The sequence below is a fragment of the Cesiribacter andamanensis AMV16 genome (genome assembly GCF_000348925.1).
GTDB lineage: Bacteria > Bacteroidota > Bacteroidia > Cytophagales > Cyclobacteriaceae > Cesiribacter > Cesiribacter andamanensis.
Genome location: NZ_AODQ01000032.1, coordinates 23416 through 40030, shown reverse-complemented (window position 1 = coordinate 40030; position 16615 = coordinate 23416). Strand labels below are relative to the sequence as shown.

Here is a 16615-nt window from a genome sequence, read left to right as displayed (position 1 = left end):
CCTTTTTTAGTGAAGTAGGCTGTCATTTCGACCAGCGGGAGAAATCCTGGAAATTTACCAGTAAAGAGTTGACTTATCCAAGATCTCTCCCGCTGGTCGAGATGACAGCGTTCCTTTGAGTTTTTGGGCTAAAATACTGTAATATGATCATGTTTAAACCATTTAGAAAATTCGGGATGACTCATGTTTTTTATTCCCAACTCCTGGGTTCTACCAGCAACACTTCTTCTTCCTTATCAACCAGCACGGCGCCGGCAGGCGCCCCTTTTACCTTGCGCACCCATTTACGGGGGGTGCAGATCACCGGGCAGAGGCTGTCGCTTTTGCGCTTGCTATACCAGGCGGCCAGTTGGGCGGCTTTTTGCTTTACCGGCGCTGGCACCGGCTTGCCAGGCTGGCGCCGAATGATCACATGTGAGCCGCTCACATCCTTGGCATGGAGCCACAGATCGTCCTTGCGGCTGTGGTAGCGGAGCAACTCATCGTTCTGGGCGGCGCCTTTGCCCACCAGAATCTGATGCTGCTGCACCTCAAACAGGCGGTAGGGGAGTGCCGGCTGATTTTCTTCTTCCGGCAGCTGCTCTTTGCGCAGGCGGCGCAGTTGTTTCAGGTCCTCCTCGGTGCTGACCTGCTGGCGGAGGGTTTGCAGGGCTGTGAGCCGCTCTTCCTTGGCGGCGATGTTGTCCTGCAGGTGATTTAGCTCCAGCTGCTGGTTTTTGGCCTTGCGGTAAAACTGTTCGGCATTTTTCTGTGGACTCAGCTCCCGTTTGAGCTTAATGGTTACAGGCTGGCCGGTATAAAAGTCCAGCACCTCGGCCTTTTCGGTACCGGCGGGGATGGCATGCAGGTTGGCCATGAGCAGGTCGCCCAGATGGCGGTGGCTGGCGCTGGTTTGCAGCTCCTCCAGCTTCTCCAGGGTCTTGTAGAGGTAGCTTTCGGTATTGCGGATGCGGCGGTCCAGCTGCTGCAGCAGGCTGCTTTTTTCCCGCTGCAGGGCCCAATCATACGTATAGCTACGGTAAAAATAGTTAAGAGCCGCCAGGGGGTCTGGCGAGGAAAAGAGGGTTTCGCCCCACTCGAAGAGCAGCAGGTGCGGCTTGCCTTGCTGCAGGCATACATAATACGTTTGGGGGTTTTCAAGCTGCTGCACCAGTGTTTGAAGGCGCTCCCATTTTGTTTCGCTGCCAAGGCCTTCCCATCCCCCGGCCAGCAGGTGGGCCATGGCTTCCTGGCCCAGGGTGGGCACCACTTTAGCGGGGTTTTCGCCCGCGGAAAGAAATGCTTCATAGGTGAAGGTAAGCTTCCGGTGCAAAGCATCCGGGCTTAGGGCCCAGTCTTTGGCCAGTTTGCTTTTAAAGAGGCGCAGAGCTTCCTGCTGATGATGCAGCAGCACATTGGCGCGGTTGCCGTGCATCTTAAAGAGCAGGCCGTAGCCCCCATCAAACTGCAGGGAGAAGCTGCGGTCGTTGCGATACTGCTCCACGCCAGTAAGGGTGCGCTCCAGCAATTCGCCAAACAGATCCACGCTGTTGCGGCGGGCCCGCTCCTGGCTTTTGGGCAGGTAGAGGCAGGAGAAATCGGGCAGCAGCACGGCCTTTAGGTAGTGTAGGCTGCCATCGGGCTGCAGAAAACTAAACGATAGTTCGCCCTTGCTCTGGCTGTAGCATTCCTGCAGCCGGCTGCCCTTCAGCAGGTCTTCCAGCTGCCGGCTGAGCTGGCGCAGAAAGTAATAGTTGTTTTGCATGGCTAGAGCACTAGTTTAAGCCCATCCCAGGCCAGGGCAATGCCCGGGGGCAGCTGGCGGGATACGTCCTGATGCAGGCCCATGCGGTGGCTGATGTGGATGAGATACGTTTGCTCTGCCTGCAGCTCCTGTGCCACGGCAATGGCTTCCTGCAGGGTAAAATGAGAGATATGGGGCTGCTGCTGCAGGGCATCCAGCACCAGCACTTTGCTGCCCCGTATCTTTTCTTTTTCTGTTTCCGGAATGGCGTTGGTATCGGTAATGTAGGTAAAGTCGCCAATGCGAAAGCCAAAGACCGGCAGCTTGTAATGAAAGACCTCAATGGGTTGCAGCTCAACCCCGCCAATCGAAAAGGGAGTATTGCTGATCTCATGCAGGGCCAGTAGCGGGGCACCGGGGTACTTCATCTCCCCAAAGGCGTAGGCAAACTCCCGTTGCAGCTGTGCAAGTACCCGGGCATGGCCATAGAGGGGCATTTCTTTTTTCTGGCGGAAATTAAAGGCGCGCACATCATCCAGGCCTGCGGTATGGTCTTTGTGCTCGTGGGTGAAAATAACGGCATCCAGGCGGCTGATACGCTCCCGCAGCATTTGCTGGCGAAAGTCGGGCCCGGTGTCAAACACCAGGTGCTGACCGTCCACTTCCACATATACGGAGGTGCGCAGGCGTTTATCGCGGAAATCAAGCGATTGGCACACAGCACAGGTGCAGCCGATTACGGGTACTCCCTGCGAGGTGCCTGTACCTAGAAATGTTATTTTCACAGCTTAGGCCTCGGCTGTTAGCAGCTCGTCCAGAAATTTCTGATTTTTTTCGCTGAAGCGCTCGGACTGGGGGCGCAGGTGGCGCAGGATCTCGATCAGGCAGTTGATCTTTCCTTCGGTGGTATAGTAGCGGTTTACCACCACCAGCTGCCTGTCTTTTAAAATGCAGTAGCCCGATTTAAAGTTGCCCTTCTCGTACCGGAGGATATAGTCAGTCTCGCTGAATATATCCTCCAGCCGATTCAGGTAATGTTTGGTATACTTAACCTGCATTAGCGGGTTAATTCATGCACTTTTTCAACCAGTTCGTCGAAATTAAGCGGCTTTTGCAGATAGGCGTTGGCGCCCACCCGGTCAAAGTCTTCCTGTCCGTAGTTGCGTGCATTGCCGCTGATGATGATGATGGGGGTGTTGGCCTTTTCATCATCGCGCTTGCGAATCTGCTCGGCGCACTGCATGCCATCCATAATGGGCATGTTGATGTCCATGATGATCACATCAAAGCGTTCCCCTTCCATTTTATCGAGTACCTGCTTGCCGTTTTTTACAGCGGTAATATCGAAATTCTGAAACTGAAGGATCTTCTTTGCAAGGTTTTGGATCACCGAGCTGTCTTCGGCAATCAATACTTTTTTATTCATGACGAAAAGGTATTTGAGTTTTCGCTAAAAAATTCCTGGAACTCCCGGAATGCTTCCAGAAGACTGGGAAAATGTTCGTCGGCAAATTTATAATCTTTTTCCTTTATGTGTTGCTCTATTGCCCTGGCAATTTCAGCAACTTGTACTACACCAAGAGTGCCGGCACTTCCCTTGAGGCTGTGCAGCTCATCGCTGGCAGCCGCATACTCCTTGTTGGCCAGGTGCTGCTGGCAGGCCTGTAGCTGCTCGGAGGCCTCGCTGTCAAACTCCTGAAAGGCGCTCTGGACCAGCTCTTCACCCCCCCAGCGCAGCAGCTGGTCAATGGCCTCGCGGGCAATGATCCCCTCGGGTAGCGCGGGTTGTTGGTTGTCGGTGTTTTTTTCGTCGATCTCGGCTGGCAGGGGTACATCCTGCCCCAGGTACTGCAGCACTTTACGGATCAGCATATTGGCTTTGATGGGCTTGGAAAGGTAATCGTCCAGGCCTGCCTGCAGGATCTTGGTACGGTCTTCTTCCATGCTGTAGGCCGTCATGGCAATAATGGCCGGCACTTTTTCCAGGTTCAGCGCCCGTATTTTTTCGGTGGTGGTGATGCCGTCCATTTCCGGCATCTGAATGTCCATAAACACAATGTGATAGTCTTCCTGCTGCACTTTTTCGAGTGCCTCAAAGCCATTCTGGGCGGTATCTACCGGGCATCCGGCCTTGCTGAGAATGCTGCTGGCCACCTGGCGGTTCACTTCATTATCGTCTACCAGCAAAATCTTGGGGCAGTCCCTGATCAGGTCCTGGCGGAGCAGCAGGTCATTTTCGCTGTCGTGGTCCACAAATTCCCGGGCCGAGGCTTCCTGCGCCTGAAAGGTAAACCAGAAGGTGCTGCCCTGGCCGGGCTGGCTCTCTACCCCAATATCACCCCCCATCAGGCGGCACAACTGCTTGCTGATGGCCAGGCCCAAACCAGTACCGCCATAGGTTTTGGAGAGGGAATTGTCCAGCTGGCTAAAGCTGCTGAAGAGCTTGCGCAGCTGGGTTTCGGCAATGCCAATGCCCGTATCCCGAATCTCGGCCTTGATCAGGTGGGTATGCTCCTGGGTTTCCAGCAGGTTTAGCACAATATCAACGGCGCCGCCCCGGTTGGTGAATTTGATGGCATTGGAGGTAAGGTTGGAGAAGATCTGTAGCAGGCGGGTCTCATCGGCCAGCAGGTACTCGGGCATGTCCGGATCGATGGAATAGCGCAGAATGATGCCCTGCATGGCAGCCTGCTGGGAGAAGAGGGCATGCAGCTTGTCCACTACCGAGTTAATGCGCAGCACCGATTTGCGCAGCTGCATCTTGCCGGCTTCAATCTTGCTCAGGTCCAGGATATCGTTGAGAATGGCCAGCAGCGTGCGGCTGGATTTGCGGATGATCTCCACATAGTTGTTTTGCTCTTCATCCAGGCGGGTGCTGGCCAGCAGGTCTACCATGCCGATTACCCCATTCATGGGGGTGCGGATCTCATGGCTCATATTGGCCAGAAACTGCTCCTTTACTTTCAGGCTTTTTTCGGCCAGTTCCTTGGCGTGCAGCAGCTCCAGGTTGGTGCGCTTTAGCTCTGTAATGTCGCGGGCTACCCCTTCGATGTCGGTAGGCTTGCCGTTTTTGCCATAAATGAGGCGGATGTTGCAGATGCACTGCAGCAGCTGTCCGTTTTCGCGGATCACCGAGGCCTCAAAGTTGCGCACCGTTTTGTGCTTCACCAGCTGACGGAAGAGCTCTTTGATGCGGCTGTTGTAAAGGTAGTAGTTGGTGATGTTCTTGCCCAGCACCTGCTCGGGCTCATAGCCCAGCAGCTCTTTTATGGAGGGGCTGATCATGGTCAGATCTCCCTTGATATCGCAGCGGAAGTAAATGTCCTGAAAGGAGTTGAAGATGTTCCGAAACATTTCTTCGCTCTCCAGCAGGGCTAGCTCGGAGCCTTTTTTGCCCGTTACGTCGGTGGCAATGCCGCTGATCTCATGGATGTGCCCGTTGGAGTCGTAGATGGGGTTAATGAACACTTCCTTCCACACATCGCGGCCGGCTTCATCGCGCAGCAGCACCTCAAAGTGCATGGATTTGCCGGTGAATGCCTGCTGGTATTTCTCATACCAGAATTTATTGTCTTCCCGCAGGCGGTTGTCATTGGCAAAGGGGCTGCCCTCCCGGGTCTTGTCCTTAACTTTTACGCTGAAGTACTTGCGAATGGCATCTTCCTGCTGGTTGTTGAAGACCGACAGCTCGTAATGGCGGTTAATGGTCCAGATCAGGTGGGTGCTGCTTCGGAAAATAGCCTGCAGGCGGGCGGCCTGCCGGTTGATCTGCTCCTCATTTTGCTTTTGGCGAATGGCAAGGGCTACCTGGCCGGAGATGAAATCCAGCAGCTCCAAGTCTTTCTCGTCGTAAGTATCGCGGGTATGGTAGCTCTGCAGGGCAATCAGGGCGCTGGTGTTTTTGTCCAGCTCAAAGGGCACGGCCATCCAGGCTTCCGGAATGTTGCCGGTAATTTCAATCTTGCCCTCATTCACCAGGCGCAGGATGTCTTCTTTGTAGAGATGCTGCGGCTTGTTTTCCAGAATGGCAAATTCGGTAAGGCCCCGGCCATGGCGGCGCACGGCATTGTTGATGGGGTAATGGAAGTGCTCATCTACAAAGTAGGGAAAGCGGATCAGGTGCTTGTCCCGCTCAAATAGGGCAATATAGAAATTGTCGGCTTCAATGATTTTGCTCAGCTCCACATGGATGTTGGCGTAGAGCTGGTCCAGGCTTAGGCTGTGCAGTACCAGGCCGCTGATGCTGTAGTAGAGATTCTTGGCTTTATCGGTTTTTACCCGGTTAGACACATCGTAAAAAAAAGCCTGAAACTCGGTGCTGCGCGCCTTGGTGCTAATGGGGTTGATGTTGCCCGCCACATGCAGAGGATTGCCTTTTTTATCCAGCAGTACAGTGTTGAGGGGGATTTCGCCCTGTTGGGCGGCCTGCACGATGCTTTGCTGAAAGGGCAGGTAGTGGTCGGGATGCACCAGGTCCTTGAGCTTCAAAAAGGCCTGGTCGGAGCGGGAGTAGCCCAGCTTGCGTCCCCAGTTGGTGTTGGTTTTCAGGATGCGCCCATCGGCCGCAAAGCTCAGGATCAGCAGGCTGGAACTTTCAAAGAGCGCCGTCAGGCGTTTGTTTTGCTCTTCTGCTGCCTGCAGTTGCTGAATTAGGGCTTCTTTGCTTAAAGTAGTGTAGCCTTCCATGGAAAAGGAGTAGGGGCACAAGTTGACTAAATATACGTAAACTTGCAGGGATTAACGCTTGAAAATCTCTTTTATTCCCCCTGGGCAGATGCCAGACCAGCAAAAGAAATTTCTCATTGTAGTAGGCGGACCCACCGCCGTGGGCAAGACTGCCTTTAGCATTGCGCTGGCCCAGCGGCTGGGCACCGAGATCCTTTCTGCCGACAGCCGGCAGCTCTACCAGCAGCTGAACATTGGTACGGCCAAGCCCGATGCGGCCGAACTGGCGGCCGTACCTCATCACTTTATTGACCTGCTGGAACCCGACCAGGAGTACAGTGCCGGCCAGTTTGAGCGGGATGCGCTACAGTTGCTGGAAAAGCTCTTTACCCGCTATCAGGCGGTGGTGGTGGCCGGCGGCTCCGGACTCTATGTGCAGGCCCTCTGCCGGGGCATGGACCAGATGCCGCAGGTTCCTGAAAACCTCAGAGAGCAGCTGAACAAGGAATACGCTCAACATGGATTAGCCCCCCTGCTGGAGGAGTTGCAGCAACGGGACCCGGTCTACTGGCAGGAGGTTGACCGCCAAAATCCCAGCCGCATCATCCGGGCACTGGAAGTGTGCCGGGCTACGGGGCAGCCCTATTCGGGCTTTCGGCAGCAGGCCTATCCGGAGCGGCCCTTCCAGACCATCAAAATTGGGCTGGACCGTCCCCGGGGAGAGCTCTATGCCCGCATTGATGAGCGCATGGACCAGATGCTGGCGCAGGGGCTGCTGGAGGAGGCCAAACGCCTGTATCCCTACCGCCAACTGAATGCGCTGCAAACGGTGGGCTATCAGGAGGTATTTGGTTACCTGGAGGGGCAATGGCCCTGGGAAGAGGCCGTACGCCTGCTAAAGCGAAACTCCCGCCGCTATGCCAAGCGGCAGCTTACCTGGTTTAAAAAAGATCCCGACTGGCACTGGTTTCATCCCCATCAGCTTGAGGAGGCCCTTGGGCTCATCCATGCACAGATGCAAAGCGAATAGGCTTGATGCGCCATAGCTGGGCCACCAGGCGGGTAGGGGAGCTTTCCAACAGCTGGTTGTATTCCCGCACCTTGCGTTCAAAGGTGCGCAGGTTGATGTGCTGCCGCTGGTTAAGCACCTCCAGCGGGGGGAGCAGGCGGGCATGGGTATCCATGAACCTTTTATCCTTCAGAAAAAAACCCAGTTCCTTTACTGAGCTGTGTTCGGCTTCCAGAAAGGGGGTCATGTGAGGGATGCTGCGGGGCAACAACTGGTGAGTAGCGGGTAGCTCCGGGCAGAGCTGGTTAAGGGGCAGTTCCTGTATGGCGCGCATAAGGGTATGCCGGCTTTTGGCCGTCTGGCACACCTGAAAAAGAGTAAGCCCCAGTACCTGCTGGTGGCTGCGAATGCTGCTGAGATTTACCAGGCAGAGAAGCAGCAAGAAAGCGGCTGCTGCAAGTACAATCGGGAGGTAGCCCATATCATCCGTATCCGTTGGCTAAATGCTAAGGATGTTAACCATGCGGATGAGGTCAGGGTTTAACGGTTTTTCCTTACTGATGGCGTCTTTGAAGTCGGTATAGACCAGTTTATCGTTAATAATGCCGGCGGCCACATTTTTTTGTCCTGCCAGCAGCCCCTCCAGGGCACCCAGGCCCAGGCGGCTGGCCAGAATGCGGTCAAAGGCCGAGGGGCGCCCGCCCCGCTGTACGTGGCCCAGGGTGGTTACCCGCAGGTCTTTCTGCTTGAGGTGCTCCTTTACCTTGTCGGCTATCTCATGGGCAGTGCCCTCTTCTTCGCCTTCGGCCACTACCACGATGGAAGAGGTTTTGGCACGGTCCCAGCCCTGCTTAAGGGTGGCAATCACATCATCAACCGAGGTAAGGGTTTCGGGCACCATCACCAGCTCGGCGCCACCCCCAATGCCCGATTGGATGGCAATATAACCGGAGTCGCGGCCCATTACTTCTATAAAGAACACACGGTCATGCGAGTCGGCCGTGTCCCGTATCTTGTCTATGGCTTCCAGGGCGGTGTTTACTGCCGTATCAAAGCCAATGGTATAGTCTGTGCCGTAGAGGTCATTGTCAATAGTACCGGGGGCGCCTACGGTAGGCAGCTCATATTCGTTGTAGAAGATGCTGGCCCCTGTGAAGGTACCATCTCCGCCAATGGCAATCAGGCCTTCAATGCCCCATTTCCTGAGTTGTTCATAGGCCTTGCGCCGTCCTTCGGGGGTCGTAAACTCCTTGCTGCGGGCCGATTTCAGGATGGTGCCGCCCCGTTGCACAATGTTGCTAACGCTGTGGGAGCTCATCTGAAAGATATCGCCCCGGATCATGCCATCGTAGCCGTAGCGTATGCCAAAGATCTCTACTTCATGGTATATGGCGCCGCGCACCACGGCCCGAATGCACGCATTCATGCCCGGGGCATCTCCTCCTGAAGTAAAGACTGCAACTCGTTTCATATCTGGATTTCCCTTAATTTGCGATACAATAGTAACGATTTTTACACTTCCCTGAAAGGTTAACCGAGGCATGCCGGCTTCCGCAAACGATAGCAGAACAAAAAACTTTTTACTTATTACCTATTACTGGCCGCCCAGTGGCGGAGTTGGGGTACAACGCTGGCTGCAGCTCAGCAAGTACCTGCCCGGGGCTGGCTGGAAGCCCGTTGTGCTCACCCCCGAAAATCCTGCCTTTGGCCTGCAGGACCCCTCCCTGCTGCAGGCCGTGCCGCCCGATCTGGAAGTGATTCGACTCCCCATCACTGAGCCCTACCACCTCCTTAACCGCATTACGGGCAAAAAGTCTGATGATCTGGCTAAAAACGTGCTGATGGACAAAGAAGCGCCCAGCCTGGGGGCCAAAGCGCTGCGCTGGCTCAGGGGCAACCTGCTCATTCCGGATCCGCGGGTATTCTGGGTGCGGGCCGCCAGCCGCTTTGCACTGGATGTGCTGGAAAAGAATGATATTCAGGCCATTATCACCACGGGGCCTCCCCATAGCATGCATCTCATTGGCCAGGCTATCAAAAAAAAGACCGGCCTGCCCTGGCTGGCCGATTTCCGGGACCCCTGGAGCCAATGGGAAATCCTGCACCGCATGCACCCCAGCGCCCTGGCCCTGCAGTTGCACCGGCGACTGGAGCGGCAGGTGGTACAGCAGGCCGACCTGGTGTTAACGGCCAGTGAGGCCATTGGGCAAAGCCTGCCTGCGGCCGGCACTCCTATCCAGACCCTCACCAATGGCATAGACCCCCAGGCCCTGGCCGCTGCCCCTCCCCAGCTCAGCCCCAGGGAGGGTGCGTTTATTCTGCAATATGCCGGCCTGCTCAACGACCGGCGCAACCCCGAGTGGCTGTGGGAGGGGCTGGAGCAGCTCTGCCAGGCCAACCCCCTGTTTCACCAGCGGCTGGAGCTTCGCCTGGCCGGGCAGGTGGGTAAGGGGGTGCTGGCCTCCATCGGGCGCCACCCCCTGCTGGCACAAAAGCTGCTGCTGCAGGGCTATGTGCCCCAGCAGCAGGTAGCAGCGCTTCTGGCTGAGGCCAGCCTGTTGCTGCTGCTGATCGACAATGAAGCAGCAGCCTCCCTGATCATCCCTGCAAAGCTGTTTGAGTACCTGGGTGCCCGCAAACCCATCCTGTACATTGGCGACCCCCTGAACGATGCCGGCAGAATCTTGCAGCAGGAAGGAGCAGGGAGGGGATATGCTTTTTCAGATAGCGAAGGCCCAACGAAGTATGTTCAGCAGATTTTCCGGCAGCAGATGGAAGGTGGTATTCCCCCACTGAATACCCCCCTGCAACCCTACCTGCGCTCAACCCAGGCCCGGCAGCTGGCCGCCTGGATGGATGCCCTGCTGCCTGAGCCGCAAGCTGATTAAGCCCGGCCCTGCAGTACGAGCAGAAGCTTACGGTACAGTTCACTGGCTTCTTCCGAAACCCGGAAAGCCAGTACCCCGGCAGCAAAAATGGCGGTGATAAGCAGCGAGCGCAGCAGAATATCCAGCAGCAGATGGGAGAGCTGCGGCATAAACCAGCCCGCTGCAAAGGCAAGGCCCGTTAGCAGCAGCAGGATAAGGCTTTTGCTACTAAAGGGGTCCAGGGCCAGCCTAACGCGGATATAGGCCCATTTAAGCAGGTTAAAGAGCAGCAGGCTGAGGCAGGAGGCCAGTGCGGCGCCTTCTATGCCCCACAGGGGAATAAACAGCCAGTTGAGCACTACATTCATAACGGCCATCAGCAGGATCAGGTAGAGGTTTACCCGGTAATGCGCCGACATGGAGAGCAGTTCGCCATTTACCCCTGCAGCCCCATCAATGAGCTTGCCCAGGCCAATGATCACCACCACGCAGCTGCCGGTGCGAAAGGCCTCCCCCTGCGGCATCAGCGAAAAAAAGGGCCGGCAGGTTGCAGACAATGCCCACATACAGCAGGGCACCTACCAAAAAAAGATTGATGGAGGTTTTCTGATAAATGCGCTGTGCCAGCCCCATGTCCCTGCGCTCAAAAGCCTGCGACAGCAGGGGCGTGCTGATCTGGGACAGGATGCGGCGGGGCATTTCAATGATGACAGCCATGAAAAAGACCGTGGTGTAGATGGCATTGGCATCCAGGCCCAGCATTTGGGTAACCATTACCGAGTCGGTCTTCATGATCAGCAGTGAGCTGGCCGAGGCCAAAAAAGTGGTAAGCCCATACCAGGCAAAGGGCCGGAGCAGCTGGCGAACGGCCGGGCTCAAACGAAAGCTGAGGCTGGCCCATCCGCTGCGGGCCAGCGACAGGCCGATCATGAGCGACACACTGCCATAGACCCCCACCAACCCCCAGACGGCCTGATGGAACGAGATCAGCTCAAAAAGTAGAGAAGTATGAGTGCGGAGGTAAGCAGGCGCAGCAGAATTTCCCGGCTAAAGGCCACAAAACGAAATTTCAGCAGCGAGCGGGACAGCGGCTCCAGGATTCCCTGAAAATTGAGAATAAAGGTGAGCAGCAACACCACGGGCAGGTAAGCATTAACGGTTGCGGCCTTATCCTGAAAAAACTGGATGATCCAATCCTGCAGCAGCCAGAACAGCAAGAGAAAGAGTAAAAAACTGCCCACCGACCAAAGCAGCGCCAGCGTAACCAGCTGCTTTTGCTCCCCCCGGTTGGCCCCATAGGGAAAATACCGCAACAGCCCCTGGCCGGCGCCCAGCTGGGCAAAGGGTACAAAGAGCAGTGCAATGTCCTGCAGGGTCCTGAACAGGCCAATCTCCTCAAGGCTCATCACCCGCGGAAAGAGCCACAGCAGGTTCAGGTAGCCGATAATGACCCCTGCATAGGTAATAAAGGAAACAATTATGCTTCGGTTGAGGATAAAGCGCATAGCGGCGGCAAAAAGCCAGCTGTAAAACTACAGTTTTTCCTGAATTTCTGCTGAAAGCGCTTATTTTTGCTCCGTATGGAAATTCGCCAGGTCTACCTCATTGAACGCGCACTCACCGATGCAGAGCTGGAGGGCTTCCGGGTCCTGCTGCGGCAGGCCGAGAGCCACGTGTACCTTACGCACCCTCATGAAGAGCTTGAGTCGCTGGGGGCGCAGGTGTGGACCGGCCTTAGCGCTGAGGAAAAAAAAGAAGCAAACCGGGCCTTGCTGGAGGGGCTCTATGAACTGGGGCATATTAAAATAGGAAAAGATACGCTGGCGGCGAAGCTAAGCCGGCAGGGCTTTCAGACCTGGTATTACCACAAGTTCAGGATCAATTACAGCCTGCAGCCCCTTTATCAGCAGTTTTGTGCCTACCGTACGCTTACCGAAACCTACGATCGGGTAACAGTCTATACCCAAACCCGTCCGCATGCCTTGTTTCTGCGGGATCTGCCCATGGTGGAATTTGTCTATCAGAAAGGGGCCGCCAAGGCAGATAGCAGGCCCTCACTTTCTCTGAAGGAGCAGCTGAAGGCTATGGCCAGTCGCTTTTTAAAAGGCTGGGGGCAGGAAAAGCGGATCCCCAAAAACTATCCCGAGCACCTCTTTGTGCTGAATAATGCGCACTACCGCTCCATTCTGGACCCGCAGCGCCTGCCCGGGCGCTATACGGACAATATGTTTGTAGGCTACTTTTTGAAACAGTACAGTGACCGCTTTTTGCTGATTGATAAACGGCTGTTTGAAAAGGGGGCGGCAGCTGAAAAAGATGGTGTGAAAAGGGGAGACGAAGATACTGGCCGGATGCTGTTGAACAATGAGTGGGTAGAATGGCCTGCCTTCCTGAATCCGTTGATGCTCTTCAGGGTATGGCGCTTCAACCGCCACCTCAAAAGGGGATACAAGCAGGCCCGCCGCAAGATAAAGGACCCCTTTGCCCGTTTTCTGTTGCGGGAGGTGGTATGCCTGCACCGCTCTACCCTGTATTTTTATGCTGTTTTTCTGGCCTACCGCAGCTTTTTCCGGTACTATCGCTTTACTTCCGTAACCCTGCTGGACGAGTACAGTCCCAACTTCAGGGCCATTGTTGATGCGGCCAAGCGGGAGGGCATACGTACCCAGGCCATCCAGCACGGGGCCCTGGCGGCCTTTAATCCCGGCTATACCTACTTGGAGAAAGATGCGCGCTTTAGCCCCTGGCCCGACAGGCTGCTGGTGTGGGGGGAGTTTTGGAAAGAGTTTCTCACCCGGGAGTCCAGCTATCCGCGGGAGGTGGTGATTCCCACCGGACAGCTGCGGACGGATGTGATCCCGGCTCTGCAGGCCACTCCTCTAAAGGCGGAAGACCTACTGGGCAGGGAGGTGAACGATAAATTTTTGATCCTGCTGGCAACGCAGCCCATTACCGATCCTGCTATCCGCCGGCAGGCTGCACTGGACACCTTTACGGCTGCGGCTGCGCTACCCGGCAGCTGGGTGCTGCTCAAACCTCACCCGCGCGAGTCTGATGCAGCCGCGTATTACCCGCAGCTGGCGCAGGAAGCTGGCTGTAGCAACTATACGCTGCTGCCCGATGTTGAGCTGTACCTGGCCCTGCGCATCTGCCAGGTGCTGGTGCACTGCTACTCTACCGTAGGGGTTGAGGCGGTGTATTTTGGGCTGCCAGCCATTATCCTGGATTACCTGAAGCAGGATCCCCTGCATTTTGCCGCAGAAGGAGTAGCCCTGCAGGCCACTAGCGCCGCAGAGCTGCTGGAACAGCTGCAGGCCATCCGGCAGGGCAAGGCGGTCCTTGACCCCGGCAGGCAACAGGCCTACATTAATAAGTACGCCTATGCCATCGATGGCAGGGTAGCTGAGCGTACGGCTCAGGCTCTTTTAGCAGAGTCACTAGCGGCCGAAGGGCTACCCGCCCGAGTGTTGCCGGATGTGCGGTAGGCCCGCACCGTCCAGACAAGGGCTGCCAGAAACAGGCCTATTAAAATAATGTTACAGATGAGCATCACCACATTGCCGCTGGCATAGCTGCCGGGCTCAAAGCGGAATTCGATAGTGCTGCGTCCGGCAGGAAGCTCCAACGCCCTCAGCACATAATTGGCCTGCAGGATGGGGGCCGGCTCTCCGTTGATGGTGGCAACCCAGCCATCGGGATAGTAGATCTCGCTGAAGACGGCCAGGGCATTTCCGGCGGTTTCGGCTTCGTACACAATATGGTTCAGGTCGTATTGCTGCAGGCTGATGCTGCCCTCAGTTGTATAGGATTGGGCCTGCAGCGGAAAGCGAGCTGTATTGATCACAGCCGCTGTGCGGGTATCCAGCTGTTGCAGGTAGGTAATCTCCTCATTAGGGCTTTGGGCCGCTTGTACCTTATCTACCAGCCAGGCAGCGCCCAGGGCCGCAGGGTTGCGGATCACAGCCTCCTGCTGCTGGCCTGCCAGCAGGTAGCGGGTATCCAGCATGTTCAGCACATCGGCCTCTTCAAAATTGGGAGCACCCTCCTGCAACTGACCGATCAGCTGGTTGATCTCCGGCTCCAATGCCCGGGAAATCAGGTCCTGGTAGCGGCGCAGCTTGGCCCCGTGGTAGCCGCCCACCGACCGGTGGTGGTAACTGGTGCGGGCTTCGTTAAAGGGGTTTAGCAGGTTCAGGACCCGGTAATGGGGGTCGGTGTCGGCCAGCACGGCCTGATCGGCGGCGGAGGCGGCAAAGAACTGGCGGCGCGGATCCCGGCTGTACTTGCTGTCATCCAGGTAGCGGGCATCCACCATCCAGAGGTCTACCAGCAGCAGCAGGCCTATGAGGGCACCACCGGCCAGGGCGCCCAGCTTGCGCAGGTACATCAGATACACTACGCCCGCACTCAGCAGTACAAAAATAAGCGTACGGAAGGCATCTCCGCGCACCATGGACTCCCGTTGATTGCGGATGGCCTGCAGCAGCCAGTCGGGGTAACCGGCCATTTGCTGATCTACCGGGGCGCTATAGTTGCCCATACCGGCAAAGAGCGCAACCAGCAGCGCAATACCGCCCGTAACCCCTGCAGCAATCAGGATGGCGTTGCGCAGGCTGCGGGCATTGGCAAGCGGTACGGCGGCCACATTGGTGGCAGATTGGGCCTTCGGCTACAGGGGGGTAAAGTTTACGAAGCAGGTATTCCAGCCCAATGAAGCCCAGCAGTGGCATGGTCATGAGTGCAATGGAGAGCGCCATGGTAACCGCCCTGAACTTGTTGTAGCCAGGCAGGTAATCAAACATAAAATAGTTGAACCAGTCCAGGTTTTTACCCCAGGAAAAGAGCAGGGAAAGTACCGTGGCAGCCACCAGCCAGATGCGGTATTCCATGGGTGCTAACAAAAGCCCTAGCACAAAAAGGAAGCAGATCACAGCCCCCACATAAATAGGGCCGGCTGTAAAGGCCTGATCGCCAAAGTAGGTGGGCACCTGCTGTATAAACTGGTTTACCTGCGCCTCGGGTACCCCCTGGCTGCGCAGGCTCCTGGCCAGCTCGCTATCCGGCGCCACGGCCTCGCCCGAGGCGCCCCCATAGAAATAAGGGATCAGCAGGGTAAAGGATTCGGCCTTGCCGCTGCTCCAGGCAAAGGCATAGTCGCGGTCCAGGCCGGCCTGTTCCGCACCGGCATCCTCGGCTGCACTCAGCTCGGCAGCGCCCCTTATGGAGTACTGGCTGTACTTATACGTATTGTAAATGCGCCCCCAGTTGCAGCCTACCGCCAGCAGGGCAGCTACTACCAGCAGGCCTGTATGCTTCAGGAATAGGGGCAGCTGACCCGCCCGCACGGCCAGTACCAGCCAAACCAGCCCCAGTAGTACCAGCGTCAGAAACAGGTAATAGGTTACCTGCAGGTGACCGGCCCGCAGATGCAGCGCCAGCCCCAGGGCCGTAAGCACAAAGCCCCAGATGGGCCGGTTGCGGTACATCAACAGCACCCCGCCCAGCACCATGGGCATATTGGCCATGGCCAGCACCTTGGCATTGTGGCCGGCTTCTATGCTGATGAGCAAAAAGGTAGAGAGGCCGTACGCAAGCCCCCCGCCTATAGCCAACCAGGGCCGTGCCCCTGCACAGAGCAGTAGGATATAAAAGGACAACATGGCTACAAACACCAGTTTGGGGGGGTGGGGCAGACCCAGGTAGTTGATTTGCAGCAGGGTGGTGATCCAGTCGCCGGCATATTCTACCGTCAGCAGGTAGGCCGGCATGCCGCCAAACATGCTGTTGGTCCAGAGGGGCTCCTCTCCGGTTCGCTCCCTAAACTCAATAATTTCCTGATTGGCGCCGGCACTTTGCAGGATATCGTGCTGGTAGAGCACCTTGTTATCAAAGCTCACCGGCCCAAAAAACAGCAGAGAGACTACTACGTACAGGACCAGCGCAACAACATGAGGGAGGGCTTGCCGGAGCAAATAGGATAGGTTCATGGAAACAGGCATTCAATTGAGCCCCTAAAGTCATAAAAATTCCCGATTACTCAAATTATTAATATTCCTGCGGCAGTGATTTGTTGTACATTTCCTAGCTGGCGCTGTGTTAAAACGAAACATTTTTTAAAAAATCCAGTATTAGACTACAGATCCTGACAGGAGCATAAACCATTTTTTTGTTTCAACCAAAACTTTTCAATTATGAGTAGCTTATTGTATATCGTAGCCGTAGTGCTGATTATTTTGTGGCTTCTGGGTTATTTTGCCTTTAATGTAGGCGGCCTGATCCACGTGCTTTTGGTGATCGCGGTGATTGCCATCATTATTAGACTGATCCAAGGAAGAGGGGTCTGACCTTCTT

The 16615-nt window shown here is 56.0% G+C and carries 16 protein-coding genes; 4 read left to right on the top strand and 12 right to left on the bottom strand.

Features of this window, described 5'->3' with window-relative positions:
* Window positions 1–190: 190 nt before the first annotated feature.
* From ADICEAN_RS08100 to ADICEAN_RS08080, 5 genes are read right to left on the bottom strand one after another with little or no spacing between them, the layout of a single operon-like run.
* On the bottom strand, window positions 191–1744 hold the full coding sequence (locus ADICEAN_RS08100; protein ID WP_009195084.1) for an NFACT RNA binding domain-containing protein: 1554 nt from the start codon (window positions 1742–1744) through the stop codon (window positions 191–193).
* Between the two features lie 2 nt (window positions 1745–1746).
* Window positions 1747–2508 carry an MBL fold metallo-hydrolase gene (locus tag ADICEAN_RS08095; protein ID WP_009195083.1) on the bottom strand — a complete coding sequence of 254 codons (762 nt, stop codon included), beginning with the start codon at window positions 2506–2508 and terminating at the stop codon, window positions 1747–1749.
* 3 nt (window positions 2509–2511) lie between these two features.
* Window positions 2512–2781 (bottom strand): hypothetical protein, encoded by a 270-nt coding sequence (locus tag ADICEAN_RS08090; RefSeq protein ID WP_009195082.1) that lies wholly within the window; start codon window positions 2779–2781, stop codon window positions 2512–2514.
* A complete protein-coding gene (locus tag ADICEAN_RS08085; protein WP_009195081.1) occupies window positions 2781–3149 on the bottom strand; it encodes a response regulator in 369 nt (122 codons plus the stop codon). Before ADICEAN_RS08085 ends, ADICEAN_RS08090 begins: the two co-directional genes overlap by 1 nt.
* A complete protein-coding gene (locus tag ADICEAN_RS08080; RefSeq protein ID WP_009195080.1) occupies window positions 3146–6409 on the bottom strand; it encodes a PAS domain S-box protein in 3264 nt (1087 codons plus the stop codon). Before ADICEAN_RS08080 ends, ADICEAN_RS08085 begins: the two co-directional genes overlap by 4 nt.
* Before the next feature lie 88 nt (window positions 6410–6497).
* Between ADICEAN_RS08080 and miaA the strand changes: the two genes are divergently transcribed.
* On the top strand, window positions 6498–7418 hold the full coding sequence (gene miaA, locus ADICEAN_RS08075; protein ID WP_009195079.1) for a tRNA (adenosine(37)-N6)-dimethylallyltransferase MiaA: 921 nt from the start codon (window positions 6498–6500) through the stop codon (window positions 7416–7418).
* Here the strand turns inward: miaA and ADICEAN_RS08070 are convergent.
* Window positions 7390–7878: a hypothetical protein gene (locus ADICEAN_RS08070; RefSeq protein WP_009195078.1), complete on the bottom strand. Its 489-nt coding sequence runs from the start codon at window positions 7876–7878 to the stop codon at window positions 7390–7392. The genes miaA and ADICEAN_RS08070 overlap by 29 nt on opposite strands.
* 18 nt (window positions 7879–7896) lie before the next feature.
* Entirely contained in the window at window positions 7897–8868 is a 972-nt protein-coding gene (pfkA, locus tag ADICEAN_RS08065; RefSeq protein WP_009195077.1) for a 6-phosphofructokinase, read from the bottom strand.
* A gap of 70 nt (window positions 8869–8938) precedes the next feature.
* On the opposite strand from pfkA, the gene ADICEAN_RS08060 reads away from it, so the two are divergent.
* Window positions 8939–10285 (top strand): glycosyltransferase, encoded by a 1347-nt coding sequence (locus ADICEAN_RS08060; protein ID WP_009195076.1) that lies wholly within the window; start codon window positions 8939–8941, stop codon window positions 10283–10285.
* Here ADICEAN_RS08060 and ADICEAN_RS08055 read toward each other — a convergent pair.
* Genes ADICEAN_RS08055 through ADICEAN_RS08045 form a run of 3 tightly spaced genes read right to left on the bottom strand, consistent with a single transcriptional unit; the run spans window position 10282 to window position 11769 of the window.
* Entirely contained in the window at window positions 10282–10788 is a 507-nt protein-coding gene (locus ADICEAN_RS08055; RefSeq protein WP_161622673.1) for a polysaccharide biosynthesis C-terminal domain-containing protein, read from the bottom strand. The two genes, ADICEAN_RS08060 and ADICEAN_RS08055, sit on opposite strands and share 4 nt — an antisense overlap.
* Window positions 10718–11224: a lipopolysaccharide biosynthesis protein gene (locus tag ADICEAN_RS08050; protein WP_040396539.1), complete on the bottom strand. Its 507-nt coding sequence runs from the start codon at window positions 11222–11224 to the stop codon at window positions 10718–10720. The genes ADICEAN_RS08055 and ADICEAN_RS08050 overlap by 71 nt, the downstream gene beginning before the upstream one ends.
* Window positions 11225–11250: 26 nt before the next feature.
* The gene (locus tag ADICEAN_RS08045; RefSeq protein WP_009195073.1) at window positions 11251–11769 is read right to left on the bottom strand and encodes a polysaccharide biosynthesis protein; all 519 of its coding nucleotides are present in this window, start codon (window positions 11767–11769) and stop codon (window positions 11251–11253) included.
* Window positions 11770–11844: 75 nt separating this feature from the next.
* Here ADICEAN_RS08045 and ADICEAN_RS08040 point away from each other — a divergent pair, with 75 nt between their 5' ends.
* Entirely contained in the window at window positions 11845–13749 is a 1905-nt protein-coding gene (locus tag ADICEAN_RS08040; protein ID WP_009195072.1) for a hypothetical protein, read from the top strand.
* Here the strand turns inward: ADICEAN_RS08040 and ADICEAN_RS22300 are convergent.
* Window positions 13680–14909: a hypothetical protein gene (locus tag ADICEAN_RS22300; protein ID WP_152426350.1), complete on the bottom strand. Its 1230-nt coding sequence runs from the start codon at window positions 14907–14909 to the stop codon at window positions 13680–13682. The two genes, ADICEAN_RS08040 and ADICEAN_RS22300, sit on opposite strands and share 70 nt — an antisense overlap.
* Entirely contained in the window at window positions 14791–16251 is a 1461-nt protein-coding gene (locus ADICEAN_RS21085; RefSeq protein WP_009195070.1) for a hypothetical protein, read from the bottom strand. Before ADICEAN_RS21085 ends, ADICEAN_RS22300 begins: the two co-directional genes overlap by 119 nt.
* Window positions 16252–16455: 204 nt before the next feature.
* Between ADICEAN_RS21085 and ADICEAN_RS22295 the strand changes: the two genes are divergently transcribed.
* A complete protein-coding gene (locus ADICEAN_RS22295) occupies window positions 16456–16608 on the top strand; it encodes a lmo0937 family membrane protein (RefSeq protein ID WP_009195069.1) in 153 nt (50 codons plus the stop codon).
* The last annotated feature ends 7 nt before the right edge of the window (window positions 16609–16615 follow it).

Bases quoted from the DNA above. Each gene is read 5' to 3' on its own strand.
- ADICEAN_RS21085 (WP_009195070.1), bottom strand. From the start codon at position 16,251: ATGAACCTATCCTATTTGCTCCGGCAAGCCCTCCCTCATGTTGTTGCG.
- pfkA (WP_009195077.1), bottom strand. From the start codon at position 8,868: ATGAAACGAGTTGCAGTCTTTACTTCAGGAGGAGATGCCCCGGGCATG.
- ADICEAN_RS08070 (WP_009195078.1), bottom strand. From the start codon at position 7,878: ATGGGCTACCTCCCGATTGTACTTGCAGCAGCCGCTTTCTTGCTGCTT.
- miaA (WP_009195079.1), top strand. From the start codon at position 6,498: ATGCCAGACCAGCAAAAGAAATTTCTCATTGTAGTAGGCGGACCCACC.
- ADICEAN_RS08045 (WP_009195073.1), bottom strand. From the start codon at position 11,769: ATGCGCTTTATCCTCAACCGAAGCATAATTGTTTCCTTTATTACCTAT.
- ADICEAN_RS08100 (WP_009195084.1), bottom strand. From the start codon at position 1,744: ATGCAAAACAACTATTACTTTCTGCGCCAGCTCAGCCGGCAGCTGGAA.
- ADICEAN_RS08060 (WP_009195076.1), top strand. From the start codon at position 8,939: ATGCCGGCTTCCGCAAACGATAGCAGAACAAAAAACTTTTTACTTATT.
- ADICEAN_RS08040 (WP_009195072.1), top strand. From the start codon at position 11,845: ATGGAAATTCGCCAGGTCTACCTCATTGAACGCGCACTCACCGATGCA.
- ADICEAN_RS08055 (WP_161622673.1), bottom strand. From the start codon at position 10,788: ATGCCGCAGGGGGAGGCCTTTCGCACCGGCAGCTGCGTGGTGGTGATC.
- ADICEAN_RS08080 (WP_009195080.1), bottom strand. From the start codon at position 6,409: ATGGAAGGCTACACTACTTTAAGCAAAGAAGCCCTAATTCAGCAACTG.
- ADICEAN_RS22295 (WP_009195069.1), top strand. From the start codon at position 16,456: ATGAGTAGCTTATTGTATATCGTAGCCGTAGTGCTGATTATTTTGTGG.
- ADICEAN_RS08090 (WP_009195082.1), bottom strand. From the start codon at position 2,781: ATGCAGGTTAAGTATACCAAACATTACCTGAATCGGCTGGAGGATATA.
- ADICEAN_RS08085 (WP_009195081.1), bottom strand. From the start codon at position 3,149: ATGAATAAAAAAGTATTGATTGCCGAAGACAGCTCGGTGATCCAAAAC.